Below are 25,904 nucleotides of genomic sequence, written 5' to 3'. Positions count from 1 at the left end.
TTCTCCTTTTTTGCCCACAATCATCATAACCATGAAGAAAAACATTCCCATAAAACACATAACACATTGTTAAAAAATGAATTTAAATGTAATCAAAGTCTGGAAGATGTTTCATAAAAGGCCAGGATTTTTTTACGGAGGGAAAGGAATGGCTTAATATGAGGAAAACCAGCCCCCGGCACCGTGAAGCATTATCCGCCAGGAGAAATGGATGCTTTAATCTTATGTATTGCGGGGGAGAATTTTGCTGTGCCCGGTAGGATTAACCTATCCATTATCTGAGAGATCAACCGCTCAGGAGGTTCCCTATCGAAACAACAGCCGAAAATCAGACCAACGTATAGACAAAGGGTTATATTGTTACCGCCATTTAGTGGAAAACGCATTTGCCAAAATCAAACATTTTCGTGCTATAGCAACGAGATACGATAAATTAGAACGAAACTATGCCAGCATGTTAGCACTGGCATTTATTATTATCTGGTTACCAATGTGGGTTGATTGATGGACACAAAACATCAACACGCCCTAGCTGTTCTTAAACAATTCGAAGATTATTCCTACTTCGCAATTGCCTTAACTTGCAATCGATATGTAATTAATGATGCAAGTTCAGCCAGCGGCTTATCACTTAACAACAATTCCAGTGGAATATCCAAACGTAAGTGTTTGTTGATTTTTTGCACCAACATTAAACCATTCAATGAATCAATACCATTGTTAGTCAAAGGTAGATCGGGATGAAATACTTCTGTTGACGTCCCAACAATCTCACCGCAAAAGGTTTGTAGCAAGCTAACGACATCGTCCAGATCACTCACTGCAAGCGCCGCTTCTATGGGTAAAGTCTGAACCACATTTTCTTGCTGAATATCACGCAATAGCGGTAGGTGACGCATCTGGCTGGACAGTAAATTTGACCAATTCGTCAAGAACGGCACCAGTTGCGGCTCAATCCGAGCAAACAAACGCTCTAAAACAGCTAATCCTTCCTCTGAACCAAATGGCTGTAAGCCACTATTTTCCAGTATTGGCAGCGTTCGACTATCCCGCAAAGCGATCCCCGCTTCCCATGGCCCCCAATTAAGGCTTAACGCAGGTAAACCTTGCTGACGCCGTAAACAGGCCAGACTATCCAACATAGCGTTAGCCGCTGCGTAAGATGCCATACCCGGTAAAGCCAATAATGCCCCCAACGAGGAAAACATAACAAAATGCTCTAAAGGTGCATCAGCCAACGCTTGATGCAATGTCCAGGCAGCTAATGCTTTAGCGGCAAATACTCTATCAAACGCCTCGGGGCTGAGTTCACGATATCCCTGATCTTCAACATGCGCAGCGCAATGAATCACCCCACGCAGCGGCTGGCTGGCTTGTTGTCGATACTCAGCCAAACAAATGTGGGTCTTTTCCACATCACCGAGATCAACTCGCAGATAATTAGCCTCGATCCCTTGTTGATGTAGCATTTTCAATAACTCTTGATCAGCCATATCAAGGGCACGACGACGCCCGATCAATAACAAATGTCGAGCACCATGCTGTACCATCCAGGGGATCAATTGACGCCCCATATCACCAAAAGCACCAGTCAGCAGATAGCAGCCATCTGGACGAAAACGCACTGGTGGTAACGCGGGCATTTCAGGTAATGGCACAAGGCGTAGCACATAACGCTGATCATGGCGCAGAGCTAATTGATCCTCGCCATCATCTATCAATAGCGCGCCCCACCATTTGGCTGGAGCCGTGGTACTGTCAATATCCAGTAATCCACCCCATAATGCAGTTGCTTCCTGTTGACCAATAACGCGCATCATTCCCCATAATGCGGCGGCAAATGGATCGGGCTGATCCTGCTCAGTGATTTGATGAGCACATTGAGTCACTATCCACAAACGGGGTTTTATCGACCGTTCGGCCAGCGCCGCACACAAATGGATCAACGAATGATAAGCCATCTGCGGAGCCTGCAACGGCCAGAGGATCAGGATCCTTTCGGTTTCAACAGGAAGAGTATCAACTAATTCTTGAATTTTCTGATAACTGTCAGGCAGACCAGAATACAACGAGGCGCACCCACCACGGCGTTGCAACTCATCAACTAACTCTTCTGCCAGAGCATTTTCACCCCCAAGGATAGCCCATTGCGTCACAGACTCTGTTGATGGCTGAGCGGGCAGTTTACGCCACTGTGGTTGGCCGACAACCAAATTATGCAGTTTGGCAGACAAGCTGTTTTTTCTATTACCAACAAGCTGAACGCAAAACCCGCTGATCTGACAAAGCAACATACCGCTATCAGTATAGACGTCAATATCACCAAGCCATTGTTGTTGTGTCTGCTTAGTATTTCGGGCATGGGCATGAACCCGACCTGACAATTTACCATTGATACGCAAATGCTGAATACTGACCGGGATACGGAACTCGTTGGCAGGAATTGGCGCGTGAATATCAGCAGACTGAATCGCCAACAATGATTGGAAGATGCCATCCAAAGCCGCTGGGTGAAAATTCATTCCCTCCGGTGCAGGTGGTAATTCAATCTCACAGATTGTTTCTTCTTTACCAACAAACGCATGGCGCAGAGTACAAAAAACACCACTATAACTGAAATGCAGATGTTGAAATGCCTGATACAACATCTCTTGGTTCCACATGCAAGGATAGCGATCATTTACCGCTAATGGAGGAATAGCACAAGCAGTAGCACCCGGTACAACGATGTTCACCTGTGCACTGGCTGCAAGTTGGTAATGTACACTCTCATCCAGATTACGGGTAATGTGTACTTGCACTTCCATTCGCTGGCGATCTAGCTGTGTCTTTAACCTGAATTCTATGCCTGGCTCTAGCAGTAAAGCCGATTGCAACACAATATTATCAAGCGCTAATCCAACGTCAGGAAAACAGATACGAGCCGCCGCCAACATGATTTCAATATAGCCCGCAGCCGGAAACATTGCATTTCCCATGACAACATGATCGAGTAACCAAGGCACTTGTTCTACAGCCAACTCAGCTTGCCAACTCTCGCTGCCCGGTTGAACTTCGCCCAATAATACACCGCTCAATATACGTAATCGGCGGCGACGGCTAATCTCTGGCTCATACCAATGAGATTGCTGATGCCAGGAGTAAGTGGGTAGATCAATTGGGCAAGCGGTAGGCATCAGAGTCCGCCAGTCCGGTTCAACCCCAGCTTCAAACAGCTGTCCTAACAGTTGTGGCCAGTTCTGCCCTGAGCGACAAGCAAACACCTGTCCTCGATAAGGCTGGCTCCAATCCTTTAATCCTGCACTCAGTAGGGATTTAGGTGAAATTTCCAGAAAATGGTGGAAACCTGCTTTGAGCATGTTTTCTACCGCATCGTCAAAACGGAATGGCGAGACGACATTGTCAGCCCAATGCTCGGGACTCAACTTCCCATTAATCAATTCCCCGGTGACTGATGAAAACACTGGCAACAAAGGCTCTGCCGCGGGAACGGTTGCCGCATCCGCAGTCAACCCAGCCCTGATTGACTCTATATAATGGGAATGAGAAGCAATTCTATAATTGAGCCAACCACTGGCGATACGCTGCTGCTTTAAGCGCTCAGCAACCGCGGTTAATTCACTTATAGGCCCGGACAATAAGCAACGGTCGATACTATTACGCCCGGCTATCACCACGGCAGGCTCGACACCGGGAGCTGACAAATGAGGTAATATCTGCTCAACTGTCGCTGCTACGATTAATAATCCACCGCCTTTATTTAGTACACGTTGCAGATAATGATAACGTTGATGTAAAAGTGTCAGCGCCTGCGTCAGATCGTAAATTCCCGCCAGATAACAAGCCGCCATTTCACCGGAACTATGACCAAGTAATGCTGCTGGTTTGAATCCCCACTTCTGCAACTGCGCAGCCATTGATATCTGCACGGCAAACTGCATTGGCGGTTCTGTCAATTCATCGGCAGAGATCAATGCCGCATATAAGGAAGGTGCAGAAAATCCCGTCCAAATTGCCTCACAACGCTCGAATTGTTCCGTAAACTCGGGAAATTGCTGAAACCAAGCTATAGCATCTTTCCAATCTTCACTGCCAATACCAGCAAATATCCAAGCCAGACGATCAACTTTTTTATGATTCTGCTTCGGCGACACATTCAGATTAGTCAACTGCTGCTGTAACTGTTCTCGGTTACTGAATGTTACCCCCTTACGTAACGGAAAGCGGTGACGAGTCGTCGCTAGGCTATAGCATAAATCATCAAGGGCAATCTCCGGCTGCCGTTGCAGCAAATCAGCAATGCACTGCGCTTGTTGCTTCAGAGAAAACTCAGATTGCGCAGACAATGGCAGCATGTAAATTGCCCGGCACTTGCCCTCGTTGTATACACAATACCGCTTTAATTAATCCAGCAATACCTGCCGCGGCTTCCGTATGACCAATCACGGATTTACACGCACCGATCAGTAATGGGCGAACTGTCGGATCTGGACGACACACCAGCCCCAGTGCTTCTGCTTCTATCGGATCGCCTACCGCGGTCCCAGTACCATGAGCTTCAATATAATCAATCTCTGCTGGAGAAATCCCCGCCTGAGCACAGGCCATCCGAATTACTCGTTGTTGTGCCGCACTACTTGGCTGGGTAATCGTGGGAGTATGACCATCTTGATTTGCTGCCGAACCGTGGATTACCGCCAGAACGGGATCGCCATCCTGTAAAGCTGCATTTAACGGTTTCAGCAAAACAGCGCCTACCCCTTCACTACGCACATAACCATCAGCATTAGCCGAAAAGCTATGACAGCGGTTGGTGAGAGATAGAAAACCGGTACGACTTTCCACTACCGAAAAATCAGGTATCAGCATTAACTGGCTGCCACCCGCTAGCGCCAGTTGTGATTCTCCACGCCGTAAACTTTCACAAGCCAAATGTACCGCCAACAGGGACGATGAACAGGCGCTATCAATAGTCAGAGACGGACCTCGAAAATCAAACACATGGGATATCCGATTCGACAACATGGTTCCCATCGCACCAGTTGAGGTATAACCGGTAGCCTGACGCAAGTCAGTAAATTGCAAGTGCATATAATCATGAGTGAAAGCGCCGATATAAACACCAACCGCCTGACCCGCCAACGACTTTGGCGCTATTCTCGCCCGTTCCAGCGTTTCCCATGTCACCTGCAACATCAGACGATGCTGTGGATCGAGAAAAGGTGCTTCTGTATTACTGATATCAAACACAGCCGCATCAAAACCAGCAACATCAGCGATAAATCCGCCTTCTCGCGCTACCATTCTCCCTGGTAAATTGCGATCCTGGGAACTATAAGCCTGAGTTGACCAACGTTCAGGGGGAACTGGGGTAATCGCGTCACTTGAACCACATAACAACTGCCAGAATTCCTCTGGGGAGCTAACACCCCCCGGAAAACGGCAACCCATGCCGATAACAGCAATCGGCATATTTTCGTTTCTCATCATATTGATATCCATAGTGGTATTCTTTACTCCGATTAGTCGTTTGCCAGATCATTGTTATTACATGTCAACACCAAGTCGTTGGGCTGGGAATACATCTCGGTGGATGAGGTGGTAATCCCGGTGTCATCAATGATTGATAACTAATACCCGTATTGAGTAACTGATAACGCAAACCACTTGGGCAGGTGGTGGCATCATCCATCGCCTGAGTGATATCAATTGTCACCCCAAAAGCAACATTAATCGGTTGTAATGTATTGTCAGCCGCAACCCGGATGATACGTAATGGCGATCCACCACAAACTTGCAGATGGTTATTGCCGACCTCGCTCACCCGAATCACAACAAAGTTACAATATCCTCGGTAACTCAGATCGGTGTCCTGCGGCTGGTTAGAGATAATCCAATATTGATCTTTTTGTTTTTCGATGATTTTGGCATTAGGCAACAGGTTATAGCCATTATCAGTAAATACCTGCCGCAATTCCTTTGATATCACGCCACTATCTAATGAACTCACCAACTCAAGCGCCGCACTGAATAAAGGCACACCTGTCAGCTTCTTGCCTGCTTCCTCAAACGGCAAAGCTACCGCGCCATTAGTCAGATTAGCGCCAGTCAATTTAGCTTCAGTGAAAATAGTGCCTTGAATTGAAGCAAAGGCCAGAGATGCCGGTTTAAGACCTTGAGTTGGTTCCAACATTGCCTTACTGAAGTTGGTATTCACCAGATTAGCATAGGCCAAATTTGCACCATATAACCGTGCCTGAGTGAAATCCATGGTCGCTAAGTTAGCCTTCGACAAGTTGACTTGCTCCAGATTGGCGTTATTGGCTCTGGCGTTGCTGCCGTACCAATGAGCGCCGGACATATCAACCGCATACAGATTAGCGCCCGTCAGGATAGCATTAGGCATAAATGTGTTGGCAAGAATTGCCGCGTTACCACCATTGTCTTGAGCAACGTCTAATTGCTCATCCTGACGATGGATAAATAGCGGTCTACCCTCATGTTCAACCAACCAGTTTTGGCCCGGCTGACGAACCAACACCTCTGCCTGACCGTTGATCAACATCTTTCCCTGATACAGCATTTGATATAATTGTTCAGGCAGTTGCTGATTATCCAGCGATTGAGCATCGGTTTCATCCAAATGCGCCACTGTGGATAAAGCGCCAAATTGAGCGCCAGTTAAATTAATATTCTCCAGACTAGCATTAGACAAATTCGCACCAACCAAAGAGACATTACCCAAAACAGTGGCACCAGCCAGATTAGCGCCGACCAGAACGGCGCCATTCAGTGATGTATAATCCAGATTGACCTTCTTCATTGACGCCATCAGGAATACGACCTGATCCAACTTCTGCTTACTCAGATTGACCCCATCCATCTGTGCTTGAGTAAAATTGGTTTTAGCGGTAATCGTGGCATCGACCAGATCCATCCCTGTCAGCACCGTTGCTAATAAGGTACTGTCGCTAAGGTTAAGCTGACTATAACCGGTGGTTAACGATAACCGGGCGTTGGTCAGATTAGCGCCACTGAAATTAACATGATTGATATTCGCCCCGGTAAAATCCGTCCCGACTAACGTGGCTTGACTAAAATTCGAAGTCTGCAAAGTGGTATTTTGTAAATTTACCAGCGTCATAATCGCCCCGGTAAAATTGCAGGAAGCCAGACTGGCACCGCTTAGATCAACATTAACCAGATTCGCCTGCGATAAATCAGCATTCTCCATGATCACTGAAGGTAACAACGCACCAGAGAAATTTGCCCCGGGCGCTTTTAGACGATTCAATACCGGCTGACCACCACTGCTCTTACAGCCACGGAAAATGGCGTTCGGTAGCTCAGCATCAGGCATATTGGTATCGCTACCCACGATACACTTTTCAAAAAGCGCATTTTTACCATGAACATGCGTTAGATCAGTCTTACTTAAATCACAACTGCTAAAATTGCAATCATCAACTTTGACATTAGTTAAATCAGCGCCAAGCAATGTCGAACCACGCAGATCGGCATTGGACAAATCGACAGCCATCATCACCATTTCATTCAAATTCTCTTCGGCGAGATAGGCAAAACGTAGATCGGCACCCATGGCTCCCCAGTCTTTGAGATATTCCAGGCTTTTTGTCACGACGGTACGAGTAAATTGGGCTGACAGAGGCGGACTGCTAGTGACTGCCTGCCAAATCAGCCCTGATTGTTGCACCACCAAATAGCTGTCACCACCATTACTGATACGGCGCAGGCGAAATCCAGATCCTCCTACCTCTTCCAACCGGATCTCAGCAACCGTACCATCGCGCGGTTGATTAGCTTGAGGAGTATTACCGCTCGCAGCCAAATATCGACCATTGCCCGCCTGTAACCAAAAGCCAGTAACGCCATAAGCATTAATCATTTGATTTATCGCCCCTGATTGCTTGGCTGACAGGCTAAGCGTACCATCCGCCTGAACAGTAATCAGTTGGCCAGAAGCCGCTGCAAATTGCCATTTGCCAGCAAAAGATCTGGATTCGCTCATGTCATTATCCTCGCAGCAAGTGATTTACAGAAACCTTCCCAGCCCTCCCAGCCTGACCACCGCTGGCGCTAATCCCTCCAATACCATATTCTCCATCGGGTGCATGTGAACCATCTCCATTTACCCCACCGCGCCCGGCGATCCCTCCTACACCACCGGGCTGACCGAGTCCTCCATTCCCGCCATTAGACGTGGCAGATACCGGTTTTGGTAAGCTAGTTTGGTTATATCTAACCCAAACATTACCGCCATCGCCGCCATCCCCCCCATTGCCGCCATTACCCCCATTGCCACCGTTACCGCCGATACCCCCCGGCTTGCCTGACGATGACGAATTACCACGGCCACCATTACCGCCATCCCCCCCATTGCCACCGTAACCTGCTATGCCGCCATTACCGCCATTACCGCCATTATTGCTAATCCGTGCGACACTCTGTACGTCAAAACGGGTACAACGCAGGGCGAACCACCAGCTAGAACCGGATTGACCATCCAAGCCATTCTGGCCAGATTGACCATCGCCACCAGGGCTACCGGCAGTGGGTGGCTTACGACGAGAAGCATTCTGACCATCAGCACCCCGTTGACCATCAGCGCCATTGGCTCCATCGGCAACATTCACACCGTTAGTCCCCAAAATTTGAATATCTGCGACCATAACTCCTCCTTGCGGTTATTGTTTTTTACCGTTGACATAAATTGAACCTACAGCACCAGCTTTTCCGGCAGCTCCTGTGGTCCCCGATGAACCACCCTTACCTGGGGTACCACCGATATAACCCGCACCACCACCACCACCAGCTCCCCCAGAACCACCATTGCCGCCTTTACCACCGGTACCGCCAATCGCCTTAGCCCCGAACGTCGCACTCCCTTCCTGATAAGTAAAATAGATGTTACCGCCAGCGCCCGCATTACCACCATTACCACTTCTACCACCGTTGCCGCCATTACCACCATTACCGCCATTACCAGCCCTACATTCGCTGGTAGAAGCACCGCCATTTCCCCCTTTTCCACCATTACCACCATTACCACCGTTACCGCCATCACCACCATTACCGCCTTGTGTCACCATATTCACAAAACCTTGAACGACAACTACTTTATAATTAACATCACCCGCATCCTCACCTTTTTCGCCATCACTTCCTCCGGCACCATCAGTGGCACTGCCACCAGCGGTACCGTTCGTAGCATCCCTTGCACAGGAGTTTTTATTATCTTTACCAGAACTACCATTGCTGCCGTCTCTTCCATCAGAACCGTCGTTTCCGCTTCCACCATTGCCTCCGTCACCTCCAATATCTACAATAGGTGGTTTATCATCATTATCATCTGGAGTTGTATAGAGGTTTGGGGAATTAATTATGATAATTTCGTTCGCTTCAATGGTGCTATGAGTCAAATGAATAATCTTACCGCCAGGTTCAATCGTTATCTTATTAAACGTCAAATTAACAGGTTCACCATGGCTATATTTATTTCCAATAATCAATGGGTTACTGGCAGTGACAACAATATCTTCACCACTGTATAACGCGACTTTCATCGGAAAACGTTTAGCGTTCAGAATATCCTCATAATCTTTGACTAAAGGAGAATATCCATAGATATAAGCACGGAAAGCTTTACATATATCAACATGATTACCGGTGACATTCGCCAACCGTTCAGCTGAATAGGGTTCAGGTAATGGATGATGGGGTTCCATTCCACCCGGGCCATACTCACTGTCAGGCACCCCGCCAAGCTCCTTCAACTCCTGTATAGTCTGTACAGTAAAAAACGCAGGTGGCACTGTAGCCATTTTTGGATCGTGAGAAAATATTACCGGCCCATCAAAGTCCGAAGTTTTCAATTGTTTTGGCTGCCGCTCTGTGCCGGTCAAATGATAATGCTCACGCAACATAGCCAAAGTTTCGTCAACAGATTTCATTTTATTCATGGGTATTCTCCTCAGTTTGGGTATAAGTTTGCACATTTAAGATCACATTAGCGTCACATATCAGTTGTCCACCCTGTTCAAGCACCAGCGTGTCTACCGCTACCACAATCGGCTGTGAATTTGAGCTGCTAATTTTCAAAATCTCACCATTAGCAATCACCAATTTTCCAATCGCAAAAACATCAACGGTTGCCGGAAATGTTATCGGCGCTTCAACCAGGGGGATACCAGAAAGGATCAACAGCTCTGCTGCTGACAACACGTTTGACTGATGAGATGGGGCCAGTGACTGCGGATCATCAGGCCGTAAAAAGCCTTGCGACGAAGATGGAATAACGACTGTCTCCGTTACATCGCTCTCCAAGATACCTAATAATTGCAAGACCGCTTTAAATCCTGAACTATAACTTTTTAATAACATATTTTTCTCCGAGAAACTGTAGACAGAAATAATCTGCAAATTATCGCCATCTACTGTAGAAATGACCGGATAACGGGTATCAACATCGGTAATGATGAAATAACCATTGTTATTGATAGTTTCGATAGTCGCCTGATGACTAAGAGGGTGTTTGTTCTCAGCAAAAACTGCACGGATTTTGTCCATATCGTGTTGCTGGAATATCGGTAATTGATCGATACCTAAATCAAATATCGGTGTGGTTGGTGTCCACTGGCTGATCTGTGGTTGAGTACGTTGATTTTCACCCAGGAACTTGCCGTAATTCATCGCCACCAGAGTACGGAATTTATCTATCACCAGATGCGCAGCAACAATATACTGACGTTTAGTCGGATCAGGCGTTAATGTCGGATCAGGGACAGTGACCAAGAACTTACCGTCAGGCTCATAGATATCAAGGATATAATCCGTTGGATCACGTCCTTTATTACGGTATGACAAGACATAAATATATCCTTTAGACTCGACCGCCACATCCAAATAAGTTATTCCCTCTGGCTTATTCAGCGGCATGTAGGACAGATAATCAGCGACTATAATTTCAGCCGGATTCGTTACATCAAGGGTTAACAACCAAGAGCGGGCACCAGCAAGATCATCAATTTGCCATTTGACACCTTGACCGATAGCGATAACCTGCACATTACCCAAATCGTTATATACCAATCTAACTTGAAGATGCAGGTTTTAAAATCTGAAAGTTGTCAGTCAGTCTAGTCGTGAGTTCTTTCGCTTTTTCTGGCAAAGTGACATGAAAAAAGTGACGAAGGGTTTCACGGAATGTCTTCGCATCCGGAAAATAAACATTGTTACGTACTTGCTCATTCATATACTTCCACAATCGCTCTATTGGATTGAGGTTTGGGCTGTAAGGCGGTAGGTAATGCAGTTCAATATTAAGGACATATGCCACCTCTTTCACCAATTCTGCCCGGTGGTAACCCGCCCCATCCAGAATAATATGAATTTTTTGCGAAAGTGGGTAAGTTTCTCTAATAGCGCCGAAAAAATACGCGATATTTTCGGCATTGATACTCGGGTATTCACGGATCACGGTGTCTTCAATTCGTTGTAAATTGAGGGCGCCCAGAAGATTGAGACGGGTACGACTGCCGGTGGTTTCGACCACTTTTACCTGATTTTTCCCCGCTTTCATCCAACCATAGCTGAGCTTTGTGGACTGCGAAGGATGCACCGCATCAATAAATAGGATAGGTTCATTCTGACCTGCCCGGTCTTTCAGAGACTGGTAGTCATCAATAAATTGTTGCTGCTTATCCGCATCGAATTTATGAGGAACGCCCTTTGGCTTTTTGTAGCTGAAACCTTGTCGGTGAAGCCATTTCGTCATGCCTCCCACGCTGAAAGACACCTGCCAACGAGCTCGTACATAATCCACAATTTGAGCGGTCGTATGCAGCAAATTTGCCGTCAAATAATCAACCAGATCGGCGGTTTGTTTGGCAGAGAGATGGCTTTCAGAACCGCCATTTTCGGGGGTGAGTTTTTCCTGCGCGATGAAATCTTTTAGGTGACGGCTTACCGTAGTTTCATGAATACGTAAGGCCTGAGCAATCATCTGAGCTGTCCAGCCCTCTGACGCCAAAAGCACGGCCTTGATGCGATCACAGACTCGACTATCACGAGTGGTATCATGCATCAATTCGAGGGCACGTTTTTGTTCTGGTGTCAGATGAATTTTCATGATTGCAAGCATGATCGGGTTTGGATAAGAAATCAAGCATCTTCAATGGCGATTGGTATATACGGATACCGTTGGTCCCTGAGCAGTTAGCGTGTAAGTTGCAGGTTTCTGCGGATCATATACCAACCAGCTCTGTCCTTGCTGTATCACATCAACCGTTGTGCTACCAACTGGGTCAATATTACCGTCTACGGTCTGGTTATAACTCAGATAGATCCCGTCCTCAGCAAAGGCAGCAATAATCTGCTCATCCAGCACTCCGGCATCCAGTGAATGAATAAAGCTCGGATCACTGTTACTAAACAAGAATGTCAGCCCTTGTTCACGAAATGCTTGTTGTAATGCAGGAGAGAACATCTGAGCATCCAGTGTTGCCTGATACTCAGCAGTAGGTAGTTTAAACAGTTTTGCCCCTGGAAAACTGGGGAATGGATTCCCTTTAGTATCGAACGCCTGAATACGGGTATTGATTGTTTCCAATAATAAGATGCGACCATCTGGCGTGACAGTCAGGGCAATTGGCCCATGCATGAGCCCTTGTCGAATCCCCTCGCCAGAGACAATCTGGGCCGCAGGTGCTTGAGCATCCGGGTAACCCTGATCACCCAACGGCAGGATCTGCATCTTGCTGTATTGCCAACTGACTGCAACAACATAACCGCTCGGATGAACCACCATTGCATCCAGATGAGGAATCGTAAACGATCCCCAAGACAGCGGATTATCCGTCAAACTAAAATCATGTTTTCCATCGCGCAGGTCCACTCGACGCAAGTGATATTCGCCGAATCGTGAGTCAATAATAAAGTTATAAGGAGTGATGGTTTTGTCGTCCGGCCCTTCGCCAAAACTGTTATAGCTGATCAGGGGTTGTACTTTGAAACCCACCTCGGATAATTTCAAACGCTCATTCAGCGTGTTGTTGCTCAAAGTGGAAATGTTTTGCAACACATACATCTGACCGCTATTTGGAGGGCTTGATGGATCTTCCAGTGGGATATTCTGACCGGAAGCCTGGTAGCAATAACCCACCTGATAATCTGAATTCAGTATTGTCATATTGACCCGCTTGCAGATGTTATTACCTACATTGCTGCAATTGGTTGAAGACTGGGTTTCCAACGGCACACTGCCTGCAATCCACTGATACTCTTTTTTATCGCTATCGTAAGACAACTGTTCCCAATATTCGTATTGCGTCACCTGAGTCAGAGGCACCAACATCTCTTTTATATTGCCACTGACGTGCATAATGCCTTCATTAGGATCGTCTGGTTGCGCATTCAGCAGCTCGCTGGCGTAGCTCCCCGCTAACCAACCAGTAGCGGAATAAACATTAGCCTTAATTTTCAGGGTTCCACCCCAACCAACCGAATTGAAATTAAAAATTAGCGGCGTATTGGAACCAGTTGTAGGTAATGGAATAGTCTGGGTGTAGTAGGTGCCGTTGGTATATTCGGCCGTCACCTGGCACTGCACTCCCACCGGCGGCCAGATTGCGGTTTCTGGGCGCCCCACTTCACCATGAGCGGGATCGGGATGCAGAGTAAAAGCCAACGTCATCTGGCGCTTGATATCCACTTCCAAAGTGGCTGGCGTAGAGAGCAATTCCCCTGTAGTCACTGCAATCTGAGCCAAATCTAGCGCAATTGCAGCAATCCTAAACGCCCAACCCACCACAGGAACCGCCTGAGCCGCTGCACTGGCTGCTATCTGGGCTGTCACATAAGTGGCTAACGCTTCCAGTCCTTTTTTAGCTAAAATACCAATGGTAATACTGGCTAAACTGGTGAGCACTTTTTTAGTATTGAATAATGCTGAACCGATAGCGGCACCACCGCCAATCAATGGGAAAGCAATACCTGCTAATATGGCAACGTTATCTTTATTAGAAATAAAATCTTTATACCACTGAGTATTGGTCACTGCGGCACCGGCCAACATCATCAACGATGGAATACCGTACTGGAACATACCGGTTAAAATCACACCCGGCCAAACAATCGGGTTATCCCAACGGGAAGTTCCCAAACCACCAAACAAGAATTTAGCTGCCTGAGCTTCAGCCGGCCAAGGCAAACTAAAATTAGTGGGATCAGTGGGCATCGGAATTCCCATGATCGTATTGACATTAGGCAACACCCCAAGGGCTTTTTGTGATGGCGTTTCGAATAATTCCGCTAACTCTTTAGGGAAATAAAACGGCCAATTACCATCAACCGTTGGATTATCGATCGGCTGTTTCATCTCAGTGTCTTTAAAGAATTGAATATAAACACCAAGCTGACGTAAATATTTATTTTTAAAATCAACGGAAAAATGGCTTTGACCGGGATCGTAACGGATGCTGTCAGGATACACATCCATACCATGATTAGGTGTGCGGTTAGTGGCTGTCCAAATTTGGCTGGTATTTTGCGGAGCATTCAATGCTGAAGCTTGATCTTTGAATTCGGTAACGTCGAGAGACGCACTTCGGCTGACACTCCAGTTATGATTTTGCAAACGGGTATCATTATGTGAAGTTTTCAGCGCATTAGAGGCCGGCGATCCTGAATAATTCTCTGTTTCATCCGATAGATTATATTGCATCACCGGATCACCTTCGGCGAAAATCACCTGCCCATCTTCACCAACCCAGTCAAATTCGTAAAACATCTTGTTGCCATCAGGATCAACCAATTGGCCATAAGTGGCAAAACCGCCTGTCTCTGTCGCGGGTCCCTGACTCGATATTGATATAGACAGTTCATAAACTCGGTTATATTGCAGTGGATCTATTTCCTGCGGTGGGGCAATATGTGCATTCATGACAATTGATGCTGCATAAGCCTGACTGTTAGACAATTCCGGATGGGAAAACACAATAGAGCAAGCAAAATCCCATGGTGTTTTCATTTCATTAGTTGCAACCAACAAATCGCCACAATGAATAGGGTTTCGCGCTAAATGTTGGCTATTAACACCAAGAGCGCTCAGTTTACCCGGCAAAGCCATCGCTATATTATTTACGGCTAATTTTTCTATGTTACGTTTGGCATAACGACGTAAATGAGCATTAGGGATATGGTAAGAAAGATGGTAAAGAACCGGTAACGAGGAACGGTAAGGCCCTGATTTATCACCAACCACTTTAATTAGCGTAACGTGATGAGGTAAAAAATAGTGTTCAGGTACCTCTGCGAAATGGCTAATATTGTGTGAACCGTAACGCAGAACCATATCTATTGCAGGATTCTCGCCAGCCGCTTTGGCTAAACTTGACTCATCATGTTCTTGCAACGGTATATTATATTCACCAACCCAGAGACTCAATTGGCTGGATTGGGTACGTAAATGACCTTGAGCCAAATCAAAATGTAAAGTATGTATCTTCATTTGAATTTCATCTCTCTAAGTAATTATTTTCGTTATCACAATAAATACTCAATAACCGTATAAAACCGACATTCCGTACCACTTTCAGGAATAAAATAATTCATAGGGTTTACCCAGTATTTTCAGCAGCTTATTCTTTCTGACTATCACGCCAAGGAATCCACATACCACCGGTAGATGAATCATTTCCCGGAGAAACAACCACGTGATCAGGTATGATGGGAAATAATTTATTTGCTGACTCCTGATTAAATAAATTCACTTTATATTTACAACCAAAATTGTTATCAACATTAATAATATTACTAACATCTGACATAATAATTTACTCCAAATATAGCCATTTAGGGGTTTCAATTTAAGTACTCAAGAGAAATTAATTGCCTATTGGTTACCATAACCGCCCAATAACGTATTTAATTCATTCTCCATTGTCTCCTGAGTCCAAGTGATAAAACGTCGCCAATGGTATTTGGCTTGTTTCCAGACGATTTCAATCAAATTCAGCTCTGGGCTGTAGGCGGGAAGGAAGAATAAAAACAGGTTGTGTTCTCGTAACCAGCTATTTCTGATTTTTTCTTCAATCCCGTGATGGATACGCGCATTATCCAACACTAAAAATGTCAGGCGGTTGTCCCCTTGTTGGGCGAGCTGCTCTAAAAAATCAATCACGTCATCTCGCGTGATACTGCCTGACGTTGTCTGGTAAAACAGCGTGTTATCCGTGTAATTTAACGCCCCCAGAACTGACCGCCTGTCATGCTCTTGAGGCTCAGTTTCATGGGGCTTACCCCGTGGACTCCATCCATATTGCACCGGAGGAGATGCGGCAAAACCCGCCTCATCAAAATAGACCAAACGGTAATGGCCTAACTGTGCTCCAGCCTTAATTTTATTCAGCAAGGCGGATTTGTTAGCAAACTCCGTTTCGTTGCGCTTTTTTTAAGCGATAGACGGGTGCGTTTATAGGTGAGCCCCTGCTTTTTCAGGGTATTTGCCAGCGTTTCAAGCGTACAAGGCAGGGGCCCATGCTTTGCCTCAACGCACTGGGCTATCCGTGCGAGAGTTAGGGACTCTGCACAGGCAGCTTCGACCGCAGTGGCAATCATTTCAGGCGTCATAGCGAGATACCGGCCTCCAGCATGACCGCCTAATAATCCCGCTATCCCTGAATTGTGCCACATGTGAACCCAATTATAGATAACCCGGAGACTGCATCCTATTTCAGCGGTGATCTGGGACGGCTTGCTCCCTCTGGCAAGCATGAGCAAACCCGTTCCTCGCGTACGGATATCCCGGTGGGGATGATTCAAAGCGAGTTGTTGCAATGTTATTCGTTCAGGCTCAGAAAGTATTATCTTCGATTTCATAAGGACAGGCAGAAAATCAGGTTATCGTGTTATCGATTGTAACAGTAATGCAGATAGTTTATCTGATTAACTTAATAATCTACCAAAGGAACTATAATACTGTATATTTACATCCGTCAACGTTATTTACCTACAGTGTGGTATTCTTCCATCAAATAAAAAATAAATTTTATTTTTAAATTTTGATAACTTACGCACCAAGCCAGCGACCGCTGCCGTTAATTTGGTTTTGAACTTTGCTCTGGTATAACATCTGTTAAATTAATATCAATTTTTAGTGTAATTATAATATGATTGTCCATGTTAATATTAGAGATTAATATTAATTAAAAAATGAAATGGGTTTATTATAATTGATTTTAAAAAAATCATAATTGAGTTTCCGGGGCCGGAAAATAAACATTGTTACGTACTTGCTCATTCATATACTTCCACAATCGCTCTATCGAATTGAGGTTTGAGCTATAGGTGGTAGGTAATGCAATTCAATATTAGGGACATACGCTATCTCTTTCACCCATTCTGTTCGGTGGTAACCCGCCCCATCCAGAATAATATGGATTTTTTGCGAAAGCGGGTAAGTTTCCCGGAGCGTCCCGAAGAAATACGCGATATTTTCGGCATTGATACTCGGATATTCACGGATCACGGTGTCTTCAATTCGTTGTAAATTGAGGGCTCCCAGAATCGGTTCTGTTCATAATACGTGTAAAATGTTGGCATAGTCTGTTTTCATACACTAATTGGAATCAGCTTGGGATTTAATTCTGGTGGAAAAATTGTCATATCCACATCATATCGACCAAATCGGCGTATATGGCCACGTTAACGGCAATTAATTTAATCCTGTGCTCTGTGCTTTCTACAAGAGATTGACCGAAGCAGGCAAGCCAAACAAAGTCGCCATCATTGCTTGTATGCGTAAGTTACTGGTCATTCTCAATGCAATAATAAAAACAAATAAACCGTGGGACGAATCACTCCACACGGTTTAAAGTGAAAGGCAGTTGCTCATTAAACCGACGTTAAGATCGTCACTTTTACATCAGTGATTATCTTAAGCGCCGGTTCCTGACCGGAATGCAGTTTCAGTTTCTGTCATTAGCATTCCTCGCATCTTTCCGCTTTCTTTGCTGTAATCTAACGGACTACGATGTCAGTATAATGACAGTTTTTTATTTATGATAAGCTCGAAGGTTAAATTTTACTGAAACATGCTTTGATTTTTATTGGCAAAGACTTTTCACCATTCACAATCGCTATTTTTTACAATTACCGGCTAAACGATAGCCTGCTTTTTTAGCTTCTGCTTCTGAACGGAAATAAACTGCGTTTTTATCTGCCACCGTCTTATAGCCGGAGCAGTGCGCAAAATGATAAATCTGACTATTTTTATTTCCCTTAATCATCTCATTTTGCGCCGTTTTTAAGGTGGTTCTTTGGGCTGATACTTGACTGTTCCCTGCATACTGACTTTGCTTTGGTGCACGGTTCTGTGCCGCTAATCCTTGTTGCGATATTAAACCTTGACCTGCGTTTTTATGCCCTAATTCCCATTTTTGGCTACCCGTCACAAATGGGTTATGGTGCCCCATAATTTTGGCAATTCGGTTATCTCTTTCACGCTCCCAGGCATCCACAGGATATTGACGATCCCATGCCATCAGCAATTGTTGCTGTTGGCGTGACATCGTCAGATTATAGCGGTCATGCATATAGAAATAGACTCTGGCAACCATGCCCTTCACTCTGTCGCGCGGTTCAAACAGATGTGACTTAAAATCTACTTTACTGCTGCATGAACCATACATATTAGGTGTGTTTCTGGCGAGCATTCCATAACCAAAATTACTGCGATCACCATTAACTTCACCAATTGACGGCGCCAAGTTATGCATATCTGATTCTATCCTGCGAAACACGGGATCAGTCTCAACGCAGTTTTTCCGCCCACCCTTTTGCCAACATTGACGTTGATGCCCAAATACCCAAGCCGGCACCATATGTTCCCATTCAATGCGTTCAGCCCTGGTTTGCTGTGATCGGACATGATAACCACAAGACGCCAGATCAACACGCCCGCCACTTTTGCCAACCCATTGCCAATCACATCCACAATATAATGTGCCGATACCTGATTTTGTCTGTCCGCTATAAACATTTTTTCTTGATTCAACTTTGGCTTGTTCAAAGCTACTTGGTGCACTCCATGCATGGAAAGAGAGGGTTAACCCAAAAACCAAAAGATAGCGTGCCCACTGGTGAATTTTACTGTTCAAAATAATACCTATTACTTATTTATCAAAATATTGCTGCATAACATTCAGCTATTATCCTGCCTGACAACACTATAATATGACAAATATTATTCGTCTATTTTTCTTTATAACCCATTTGATGGGAATATTAAGCGTAAAAATATTATGTTTATTAAACTATTGAATGTCATTTATTTGGATAGTATCAAGGTGGTTTAAAAATTTTAATTCATTTTAGTAGGATAAATGACCATTAGCACTAAAACTGAACAACTTGAGCAAGAGTTGCTGGAAGTTGTAAAGAAATATTCAGGGAACGAAGAAGTGACTGTCATTACCACTAACCATTCAGAAAATAATTTACAGATTCAGGTTATTATTGCCGGTAAGAATCAGTTAGATATTACACTGAATTCGTTTTCTGATTAAAAATAACCGTGCTTTTTCAAGCACGGTTTTATAAATAATAACGGATTTAATCCAAATTAAATCCGTTATCTTACGACCAAGACAGAGATATTGGCATAGCCAACGATACCCGACGCATTTGAACCCAGTAAATGAGTCGAAATATCAGGCCGACGCGAGCCGACAATAATCAAATCGGCATTAACCTCACGGGCGGTAGACAGCACCTTATCGCGTGGGGAACCAAAGGCAACTGAAAACGACACTTTATCTTTAGGTAAGTCAATTCGTTCTACGACTTTTTTAAGCTCTTCTTCAGAATTCGTGATAGCTTTTTTGGCAAAAGCACTTAACAAATCATAGTGGTAACTGTAATTCACAGAAAATCGGGAAATATCGGGCACAGAATGAAAAAGATGAACTTTTGCATTCGATATTTTTGCCAAATACTCTGCATGCTTGATGGCATTATCAGTTAATATATCTTCCGAAATATCAATTGGAACTAAGATTGTGTTATACATACATACTCCCCTGTAATCGGATATCACCGCCAGTGACTAAATAATTATCGCACAACTAATACCGATGTTTTTGCATATCTGACAACACCGGCAGAGTTGGAACCTAACAGATGAGTGGTGATATTGGGACGCCTTGAACCAATGACAATCAAATCAGCGCCAATTTCATCCGCTGTGGCCGCAATTTCATCTCTTGGAGAACCAAATGCAATCGAATAGGCGATCTGATGATCGGGTAATTCAATGGAGTCAACCAGCTTCTTCAAGTCTTGTTCTGCCTTGATAGTCGCCCTGTCCTTAATCTCCATATAGCCCAGGGCATAAGCATTAATAATCGCTGATGAAATGGGTAATACATGTAGAAAATGCAATTTAGCCCCGGTTTCTCTGGCGATTTTAAGCGCGCAGCCAACGGCCTTGTTGGTGAGATCCTCTTCTGAAATATCGACTGGTACTAAAATAGTTTTGTACATATGCACGCTCCTACTTATTGAAATACCAAGTTATCCTGATTTCTTTAGTATATTGAAACACGGAAAACTTACTGTGAGTCACCTAACATCTAAAACATGTTATGCCCTATTCAGATTTATGGATAGAGATTAGCCTACAAACTCATAAACATCCCTGCAATCGTGGCACTCATGAGATTGGACAAGGTTGCCGCCAGCAGTGCCCTGAAGCCAAGCCGTGCAATATCTGACGTCCGTTCAGGGACAACCGCGATAAATGCCCCGACCACCACGGCAATCGAACCAAAGTTGGCAAAACCACAGCACAATGGCCCGATGAAGCCAAACAGGCCGTCACTGAAAAAAATAATCCATGAAGTTTATAGTTTTAAACTATAATTATAAAACATAATACTTCAGTTACTGAGTTATTATGTTTTGACTTCCAGTGAAAACCATACACAAATACTTAATATAACAACAAGGTGGCTATATTATGGAAAAGAAATATAACATCATTAAAACACACAGCGTATTTGACTCATATAAATCAATACTTTCAAAAGATGATACAGAAGATGATGAAGAAGATAATATATCCCCTCACGCTTCCTACCTCCTCAAAGACACACATGGACGTACACTCTGTATCAGTGCTAGAGATGATGAAGATGACGCTGATTATGATAATGAGGAGGAATATGCCTATATGGGTTCGGAGGAAGATTATTCTTCTAATTTTATTATGTTACAACTACGAGATAAAAAACTCCCGAAAAACTCAATAAAAGTGGTAGGTGAATACAACGATAATAAGTACGCCATGTATGCCTATGACAATTCTACAAACCTCGCTTCAACTCAAATATACTGGCATGCTCGTAATATCAACATGGATGATAGCCGAATATCATTCAATAAAGAATATGTTAAAACAGAGGACGGAGTAAAACAATATAGACTAGTTTGGAATAATCAAGGAACCGAAATGTTTTTGTTTAGTCATTCCCATGATGAGCGGTTTGCTTGGTTAACCGCAAATAAAAAAAAGTACAGCTTATTTACTCTGCATGCTGATTTTATCAAGAGTAGACTGATAAAACCCTTACTTAAAAAAACCTGGCCAAATATAAAATTTAATTTATTAACGTTTAGGCTTCTGGATACATTCTACAAATTAGTTTCAGACAAGGTGGCAGAAAAAATACACAAAAACTCAGGTCTTAAGAATTTCGAATATAGAAGAAAATCTTTTGATTGTGATGACTTTAGTGTTGTATACAAAGCACAGGCCTCCAAAGAAGCCTATTTAAACAATGAAAATTATGGATATGCAATTGGAATAATATTCGGTTTTCGTGAAAAATCAGCACATGCTGTTAATATATATATCGACCATGACCTCAAGGTTAAACTTATAGAGCCACAAAATGGTTCTATAATAGAGGCTAAAGATTGGAAATACACACCATATTATATCTTAATATAAAATTTTAAGTGTAGGATTTGGCACCAGTGTATGTCGCGTGATTTCACCTGACCACACTGGTGGCATTCCGCTTTAATCCACTAATAAGTTTGGGATATTGTGAAGATATTTCGCATCATCACTATCAACCACAGGCCCAATGAATTTTGTTCGTTAACAGACCTATTTGAGCCACACCATCCCCGCCTATATTGGGATCACCCAGACTTTCATCAAATTCAAAATAAAACTCACTCAAGCCTTCCGGGATAGATTGCGCTGGATGTGCAGTCCCACCAAAATGGTGATCATAAAAATACTTGTCTAAATTAAATAGGTTTTCAAAATAGTAGATCACTTGAAGGGAACTCAGTCCGATTTTCGCGATCTGATTAATCGCCAAATCAAAACAAATCCCAAAATGGACTGAGTCATGCCAATCATAACATCAATACCCCGAAATGAACGACGTCAAATGAAAAAAGCTATCCAGAAAACCCGGGATAAGAACTATGCACGTCGCCTCACCGCGCTCTTGATGTTGCATGAAGGGAGTACGGTTTCTCACGTTTCCAGAACGCTTCACTGTTCACGTTCTTCAGTTAATCGTTGGGTAAATTGGTTAACATTATACGGGTTGGAAGGGCTTAAAAGCCTCCCTGCGGGAAGGCCTGCCATCTGGAATTTAGCCCCGCTTCTCTCCGTCATTTCTTTCTTATTACAGCACTCTCCACAACATCTTGGCTATCTCCGTTCACGATGGAGCCTTGAACTGATTACACTTAAAATCAATGAGATACTGAATATATCGCTCTCTCAAAGTACACTCTATCGCTACTTTTGTCGGGCGGGCATCGTTTGGCGAAGGGCGGCGCCAACCTTAAAATTACCTGACCCTGAGTATGATGAAAAAATGGCCAAAATCAGCGAGGCGTTATCCAATGCCTCAGGGAAACATCCTGTCTTATATGAGGATGAAGTGGACATCAACCTTAACCCGAAAATCGGTGCAGACTGGTGCTTCAAAGGACAGCAAAAGCGTGTTGTTACCCCCGGAAAGAACCAAAAACACTACCTTGCGGGTTGCCTCAATGCGAAAACGAAAGAAATCACGTATGTCGGTGGCTTGAGAAAGAACTCAGATTTATTTATCAAATTGTTAGATGAAATTAATCATCAATATACCAGTGCCAAGACAATCACGTTAATTTTAGATAACTATTGCATTCATAAGAGCCGGAAGGTCAGGGTTTGGCTGGCAAAAAATCCCCAATTTAACCTTCTCTTTTTACCGTCCTATTCCCCGTGGTTGAATAAAATTGAACGTCTATGGCAATCCTTGCATGAAACCGTGACACGAAACCACTGCTGCCAATTTATGTGGCAGTTGCTTCACCATGTCAAAATCTTCATGGAAACCGCTTCCTTACAACAGCAGAAACCGGGGATGAGAAAAATGGGTGTATCACAATTATGAAAACCTATTTAGGCAGCTTCTTTTTCTTAATGGGACTCTCTGTCTTTATGGTAGCAGACAAAAACCTTTACCTTTGGGGACTTGCTGCCGTTATTTTTACGCTTGGTGAACTTATCTATTCTCCGGGTGAATATATACTTATTGACAATATCGCGCCGGAAGGAATGAAATCCAGCTATTTTTCGGCTCAGGCATTGGGCTTACTGGGCGGTGCTTTTAACCCGATACTAAGTGGCGTTGTACTTACCGAGCTGCCGCCTCAATCATTATTTATCATACTGATGGGGATCTCGTTCCTTGCATGGCTCAGTATGCTTAAAGGAATGAGTATCAAACCACCGGCCGTTGTTTACAAATGAACACCTTATCTCTTTTTTCTCAATTTATACGTAAGTGCCATTTCAATACATATGCTTAATTCATCTATGGGCAAATTGTTTTTGGGTTCCAAAACGATTGCCCGATTATAACTGGGTTGCCCCCATTTCAGCATTTCGGTAATTACACCGACGTCTTCGGTTTTTGATGCGACATCAAATATCAATGCTCTTATCGTCAATAGCGACTTTTGATATCGTTCAGGATAATGATTAAATACTAAGTGCACTTCGTTACTTTGAAAGTCTGTCATAAGCTTGCTACCTTATTCATTTAATCAATGAGATTAGTCGGGTTATTATGAAAAAAATACCTATTTACCTCATATTCTTTTTAATCTCCATATCTCAACAGGCTATGGCCGAATCCCCCCGTTATCACCTGCGCGGCGATGATGGCAAAGATATTATTTACTATTTGATACCGCGAGGTAATACACCGTCCAAAGATCTGCTTGTCTTAATTCAGGGATCTGATTGTAAAAGTGTTATCAACAACCAATCAATGATAGAAAATTTTGGTAGTGCTTTTCCTGAGAATGATATTCTTCTGGTAGAAAAGTCAGGTCTTGATAGCAGTATCGGTAAAAAGGGTACTGAAATTGAACATTCGGCATGCCCACAGGCATATATGCAGAATGACTCACCATCAAAACGGGTTAAAGATTATCTCACTGTCTTAAATCAACTAAAAAACAAGTATCATCATATTGTCCTTTTGGGAGGAAGTGAAGGCGCGATTGTCACCAATATGATAGCGTCTAAAGCGGATTTTATTACAGCGGCTATTTCAATAAATGGCGGAGGGCGTTTCTTTATTGATGATATCATTCACAGTATCAAGCGTGGATCGCCAGCCGAAATGTCCGATAAAGACGTTAACAGTTTCAAGGTGTTTGCGGAAGAAGCCAAAAAAAGGCGTTTACCTGCGGGGATGACAGTGAGTGGACATGGTGCGAATTGGTGGTACGATTCATTATCTATTGATAACCAGAAAATGATCCAATCCAGTAAGATACGGCTATTGGTTATACAATGTATGAGTGATAATAATGTTGATGCTGCCGGAGCACGGAAAATGATAGCAGCAATTAATAACCCAATGGTTTCTTTTAAAACTTATGAGGGATTAGATCATTTTTTCAAGGATAGTGACGGAAACTATCATGCTGCAACCATTATTAAAGACATTAAAAATTGGTATCAATCACAAATCAAAATCACTGCCGCCAACAGTCATTAAAATTGAACAGGTTGAGTCTTCGAAGAAGAATATCTTATCCATAGAGCAATAACGATCAGAATAATAAAAAAAACGGGTACAGATAGCGTCAGTTCCTTAAAAATAAACCTGCTCATATTTATCCCTGATACCTCCCAGGATAAAAATAAGGCTACAGGGCATGTCAAAAGAGCTGAGATAAATCCAATAACAGTCAAATGATAAAGTTTTCTTTTGTTCTCTTTTTGAATAGTAAGATCCAATTTTTTCTGATATTGCCAGTACTTTATCGTGAGGTACAGGAGTCCGGACAATGAGCTAAAATGCTGTAACATTTTATATATACCTATTCCCTGTCCGTTAGTAATGGAATGAAAAACGCGGGACTGTAGTAGAGGAATTTGCTCGACAAAGAACCCCTTATCGTGTGTAAATGCATCCCAGACAATATGGGTTACAGCGCCTATAAATAACGACAGCACAAAAATAATTCCGTCTTTATGGCTTTGTTTTTTATAACGAGCAAAGGATATTGGGGTAAGGACAGATAAAGGTGATGACAATAGACGTGCAATTAAAAATATCAATAGACATACAGGAAATGCAGTATAAAACCACCCGGGTAAGTGATGCGCAATCGTTGCAATATCATATAACCCAACAGAGTAAAAGAAATCAGGGGATAAACTGCCGGTAATGAGCGCAGGTAAATTCAATAACCGCCCTCCCGGAAGCACCTTCAAAGGAAAAACAGCGGCTGGATGTGAAAATGTCCATGGCATGACGAAAGATCCTGAAACCCATGTTAAAGTCTGTGAGAGC

21 protein-coding genes and 5 pseudogenes are annotated in these 25,904 nt (G+C 43.8%); 7 read left to right on the top strand and 19 right to left on the bottom strand.

Translation table 11 applies throughout. From position 1 onward, the window contains the following. Positions 1 to 340: 340 nt before the first annotated feature. A pseudogene (locus tag XDD1_RS18845) lies at positions 341 to 505 on the top strand (transposase); the annotation flags it as partial. A gap of 55 nt (positions 506 to 560) precedes the next feature. On the opposite strand, the gene XDD1_RS09055 reads toward XDD1_RS18845, so the two are convergent. The 12 genes and pseudogenes from XDD1_RS09055 to XDD1_RS18840 all read right to left on the bottom strand — a co-directional run. Then, entirely contained in the window at positions 561 to 4,355 is a 3,795-nt protein-coding gene (locus XDD1_RS09055; RefSeq protein WP_045970509.1) for an SDR family NAD(P)-dependent oxidoreductase, read from the bottom strand. Next, positions 4,330 to 5,490, bottom strand: coding sequence for a beta-ketoacyl synthase N-terminal-like domain-containing protein (locus XDD1_RS09050; RefSeq protein WP_167541628.1), 1,161 nt, complete (start codon positions 5,488 to 5,490; stop codon positions 4,330 to 4,332). Before XDD1_RS09050 ends, XDD1_RS09055 begins: the two co-directional genes overlap by 26 nt. Before the next feature lie 64 nt (positions 5,491 to 5,554). Beyond that, complete coding sequence (locus XDD1_RS09045) at positions 5,555 to 8,029, bottom strand: pentapeptide repeat-containing protein (RefSeq protein ID WP_045970507.1); 2,475 nt, start codon at positions 8,027 to 8,029, stop codon at positions 5,555 to 5,557. 4 nt (positions 8,030 to 8,033) lie between these two features. Further along, positions 8,034 to 8,690 (bottom strand): hypothetical protein, encoded by a 657-nt coding sequence (locus XDD1_RS09040; protein ID WP_052705673.1) that lies wholly within the window; start codon positions 8,688 to 8,690, stop codon positions 8,034 to 8,036. 15 nt (positions 8,691 to 8,705) lie between these two features. Then, the gene (locus XDD1_RS09035) at positions 8,706 to 9,980 is read right to left on the bottom strand and encodes a hypothetical protein (protein ID WP_045970505.1); all 1,275 of its coding nucleotides are present in this window, start codon (positions 9,978 to 9,980) and stop codon (positions 8,706 to 8,708) included. Continuing rightward, positions 9,973 to 11,109 (bottom strand): hypothetical protein, encoded by a 1,137-nt coding sequence (locus XDD1_RS09030; RefSeq protein WP_156979654.1) that lies wholly within the window; start codon positions 11,107 to 11,109, stop codon positions 9,973 to 9,975. Before XDD1_RS09030 ends, XDD1_RS09035 begins: the two co-directional genes overlap by 8 nt. 1 nt (position 11,110) lies before the next feature. Then, positions 11,111 to 12,148 (bottom strand): IS630 family transposase, encoded by a 1,038-nt coding sequence (locus tag XDD1_RS09025; protein ID WP_045968390.1) that lies wholly within the window; start codon positions 12,146 to 12,148, stop codon positions 11,111 to 11,113. 42 nt (positions 12,149 to 12,190) lie between these two features. Further along, the gene (locus XDD1_RS09020) at positions 12,191 to 15,526 is read right to left on the bottom strand and encodes a C-type lectin-like domain-containing protein (RefSeq protein WP_045970501.1); all 3,336 of its coding nucleotides are present in this window, start codon (positions 15,524 to 15,526) and stop codon (positions 12,191 to 12,193) included. 130 nt (positions 15,527 to 15,656) lie between these two features. Further along, positions 15,657 to 15,845 carry a hypothetical protein gene (locus XDD1_RS09015; protein ID WP_045973423.1) on the bottom strand — a complete coding sequence of 63 codons (189 nt, stop codon included), beginning with the start codon at positions 15,843 to 15,845 and terminating at the stop codon, positions 15,657 to 15,659. Between the two features lie 65 nt (positions 15,846 to 15,910). Beyond that, on the bottom strand, positions 15,911 to 16,429 hold the full coding sequence (locus XDD1_RS09010) for an IS630 family transposase (RefSeq protein ID WP_084720989.1): 519 nt from the start codon (positions 16,427 to 16,429) through the stop codon (positions 15,911 to 15,913). Then, a complete protein-coding gene (locus tag XDD1_RS09005) occupies positions 16,423 to 16,896 on the bottom strand; it encodes a helix-turn-helix domain-containing protein (RefSeq protein ID WP_045968011.1) in 474 nt (157 codons plus the stop codon). Before XDD1_RS09005 ends, XDD1_RS09010 begins: the two co-directional genes overlap by 7 nt. Before the next feature lie 392 nt (positions 16,897 to 17,288). Further along, a pseudogene (locus XDD1_RS18840) lies at positions 17,289 to 17,584 on the bottom strand (transposase); the annotation flags it as partial. A gap of 125 nt (positions 17,585 to 17,709) precedes the next feature. On the opposite strand from XDD1_RS18840, the pseudogene XDD1_RS19925 reads away from it, so the two are divergent. After that, a pseudogene (locus XDD1_RS19925) lies at positions 17,710 to 17,891 on the top strand (IS110 family transposase); the annotation flags it as partial. Positions 17,892 to 18,155: 264 nt separating this feature from the next. Here XDD1_RS19925 and XDD1_RS09000 read toward each other — a convergent pair. Continuing rightward, a complete protein-coding gene (locus tag XDD1_RS09000; RefSeq protein ID WP_408068294.1) occupies positions 18,156 to 19,139 on the bottom strand; it encodes an endonuclease in 984 nt (327 codons plus the stop codon). A gap of 261 nt (positions 19,140 to 19,400) precedes the next feature. Here XDD1_RS09000 and XDD1_RS08995 point away from each other — a divergent pair, with 261 nt between their 5' ends. Then, positions 19,401 to 19,583, top strand: coding sequence for a hypothetical protein (locus XDD1_RS08995; RefSeq protein WP_045970497.1), 183 nt, complete (start codon positions 19,401 to 19,403; stop codon positions 19,581 to 19,583). A 65-nt stretch (positions 19,584 to 19,648) separates the two neighbouring features. Here the strand turns inward: XDD1_RS08995 and XDD1_RS08990 are convergent, their stop codons facing one another. From XDD1_RS08990 to XDD1_RS18830, 3 genes and pseudogenes are all read right to left on the bottom strand, one after another. Continuing rightward, positions 19,649 to 20,086, bottom strand: coding sequence for a universal stress protein (locus XDD1_RS08990; RefSeq protein WP_045970495.1), 438 nt, complete (start codon positions 20,084 to 20,086; stop codon positions 19,649 to 19,651). Between the two features lie 44 nt (positions 20,087 to 20,130). After that, entirely contained in the window at positions 20,131 to 20,559 is a 429-nt protein-coding gene (locus XDD1_RS08985; RefSeq protein WP_045970493.1) for a universal stress protein, read from the bottom strand. Between the two features lie 134 nt (positions 20,560 to 20,693). Continuing rightward, a pseudogene (locus XDD1_RS18830) lies at positions 20,694 to 20,861 on the bottom strand (nucleoside transporter C-terminal domain-containing protein); the annotation flags it as partial. Positions 20,862 to 21,034: 173 nt separating this feature from the next. On the opposite strand from XDD1_RS18830, the gene XDD1_RS08980 reads away from it, so the two are divergent. Continuing rightward, positions 21,035 to 22,027: a lectin MOA-related protein gene (locus XDD1_RS08980; RefSeq protein WP_045970491.1), complete on the top strand. Its 993-nt coding sequence runs from the start codon at positions 21,035 to 21,037 to the stop codon at positions 22,025 to 22,027. 124 nt (positions 22,028 to 22,151) lie between these two features. Here the strand turns inward: XDD1_RS08980 and XDD1_RS08975 are convergent, their stop codons facing one another. Continuing rightward, positions 22,152 to 22,409, bottom strand: coding sequence for a hypothetical protein (locus XDD1_RS08975; RefSeq protein WP_045970490.1), 258 nt, complete (start codon positions 22,407 to 22,409; stop codon positions 22,152 to 22,154). Positions 22,410 to 22,439: 30 nt separating this feature from the next. On the opposite strand from XDD1_RS08975, the gene XDD1_RS08970 reads away from it, so the two are divergent. Together XDD1_RS08970 and XDD1_RS08965 are read left to right on the top strand one after the other, a co-directional pair. Then, complete coding sequence (locus XDD1_RS08970) at positions 22,440 to 23,483, top strand: IS630 family transposase (RefSeq protein ID WP_045970488.1); 1,044 nt, start codon at positions 22,440 to 22,442, stop codon at positions 23,481 to 23,483. Positions 23,484 to 23,491: 8 nt separating this feature from the next. After that, positions 23,492 to 23,842: pseudogene (locus XDD1_RS08965) on the top strand (efflux MFS transporter YdeE); the annotation flags it as partial. A gap of 5 nt (positions 23,843 to 23,847) precedes the next feature. Here XDD1_RS08965 and XDD1_RS08960 read toward each other — a convergent pair. Continuing rightward, positions 23,848 to 24,114, bottom strand: coding sequence for a hypothetical protein (locus tag XDD1_RS08960; RefSeq protein ID WP_045970484.1), 267 nt, complete (start codon positions 24,112 to 24,114; stop codon positions 23,848 to 23,850). 47 nt (positions 24,115 to 24,161) lie between these two features. Between XDD1_RS08960 and XDD1_RS08955 the strand changes: the two genes are divergently transcribed. Beyond that, on the top strand, positions 24,162 to 25,103 hold the full coding sequence (locus XDD1_RS08955) for an acyl-CoA thioester hydrolase/BAAT C-terminal domain-containing protein (protein ID WP_052705672.1): 942 nt from the start codon (positions 24,162 to 24,164) through the stop codon (positions 25,101 to 25,103). Here the strand turns inward: XDD1_RS08955 and XDD1_RS08950 are convergent. Beyond that, a complete protein-coding gene (locus tag XDD1_RS08950; protein WP_045970482.1) occupies positions 25,100 to 25,864 on the bottom strand; it encodes a DUF4184 family protein in 765 nt (254 codons plus the stop codon). The two genes, XDD1_RS08955 and XDD1_RS08950, sit on opposite strands and share 4 nt — an antisense overlap. Between the last annotated feature and the right edge of the window lie 40 nt (positions 25,865 to 25,904).

The sequence above is a fragment of the Xenorhabdus doucetiae genome (assembly GCF_000968195.1).
GTDB lineage: Bacteria > Pseudomonadota > Gammaproteobacteria > Enterobacterales > Enterobacteriaceae > Xenorhabdus > Xenorhabdus doucetiae.
The sequence above is the reverse complement of the archived record's forward strand: the minus strand, read 5'-3'. Positions and strand labels throughout refer to the sequence as shown.

Coding starts and splice junctions, on each gene's coding strand:
- XDD1_RS09055 (WP_045970509.1), bottom strand. CDS start 4,355: ATGCTGCCATTGTCTGCGCAATCTGAGTTTTCTCTGAAGCAACAAGCG.
- XDD1_RS09050 (WP_167541628.1), bottom strand. CDS start 5,490: ATGATGAGAAACGAAAATATGCCGATTGCTGTTATCGGCATGGGTTGC.
- XDD1_RS09045 (WP_045970507.1), bottom strand. CDS start 8,029: ATGAGCGAATCCAGATCTTTTGCTGGCAAATGGCAATTTGCAGCGGCT.
- XDD1_RS09040 (WP_052705673.1), bottom strand. CDS start 8,690: ATGGTCGCAGATATTCAAATTTTGGGGACTAACGGTGTGAATGTTGCC.
- XDD1_RS09035 (WP_045970505.1), bottom strand. CDS start 9,980: ATGAATAAAATGAAATCTGTTGACGAAACTTTGGCTATGTTGCGTGAG.
- XDD1_RS09025 (WP_045968390.1), bottom strand. CDS start 12,148: ATGAAAATTCATCTGACACCAGAACAAAAACGTGCCCTCGAATTGATG.
- XDD1_RS09020 (WP_045970501.1), bottom strand. CDS start 15,526: ATGAAGATACATACTTTACATTTTGATTTGGCTCAAGGTCATTTACGT.
- XDD1_RS09015 (WP_045973423.1), bottom strand. CDS start 15,845: ATGTCAGATGTTAGTAATATTATTAATGTTGATAACAATTTTGGTTGT.
- XDD1_RS09005 (WP_045968011.1), bottom strand. CDS start 16,896: ATGAAATCGAAGATAATACTTTCTGAGCCTGAACGAATAACATTGCAA.
- XDD1_RS08995 (WP_045970497.1), top strand. CDS start 19,401: ATGACCATTAGCACTAAAACTGAACAACTTGAGCAAGAGTTGCTGGAA.
- XDD1_RS08990 (WP_045970495.1), bottom strand. CDS start 20,086: ATGTATAACACAATCTTAGTTCCAATTGATATTTCGGAAGATATATTA.
- XDD1_RS08985 (WP_045970493.1), bottom strand. CDS start 20,559: ATGTACAAAACTATTTTAGTACCAGTCGATATTTCAGAAGAGGATCTC.
- XDD1_RS08980 (WP_045970491.1), top strand. CDS start 21,035: ATGGAAAAGAAATATAACATCATTAAAACACACAGCGTATTTGACTCA.
- XDD1_RS08970 (WP_045970488.1), top strand. CDS start 22,440: ATGCCAATCATAACATCAATACCCCGAAATGAACGACGTCAAATGAAA.
- XDD1_RS08960 (WP_045970484.1), bottom strand. CDS start 24,114: ATGACAGACTTTCAAAGTAACGAAGTGCACTTAGTATTTAATCATTAT.
- XDD1_RS08955 (WP_052705672.1), top strand. CDS start 24,162: ATGAAAAAAATACCTATTTACCTCATATTCTTTTTAATCTCCATATCT.
- XDD1_RS08950 (WP_045970482.1), bottom strand. CDS start 25,864: ATGCCATGGACATTTTCACATCCAGCCGCTGTTTTTCCTTTGAAGGTG.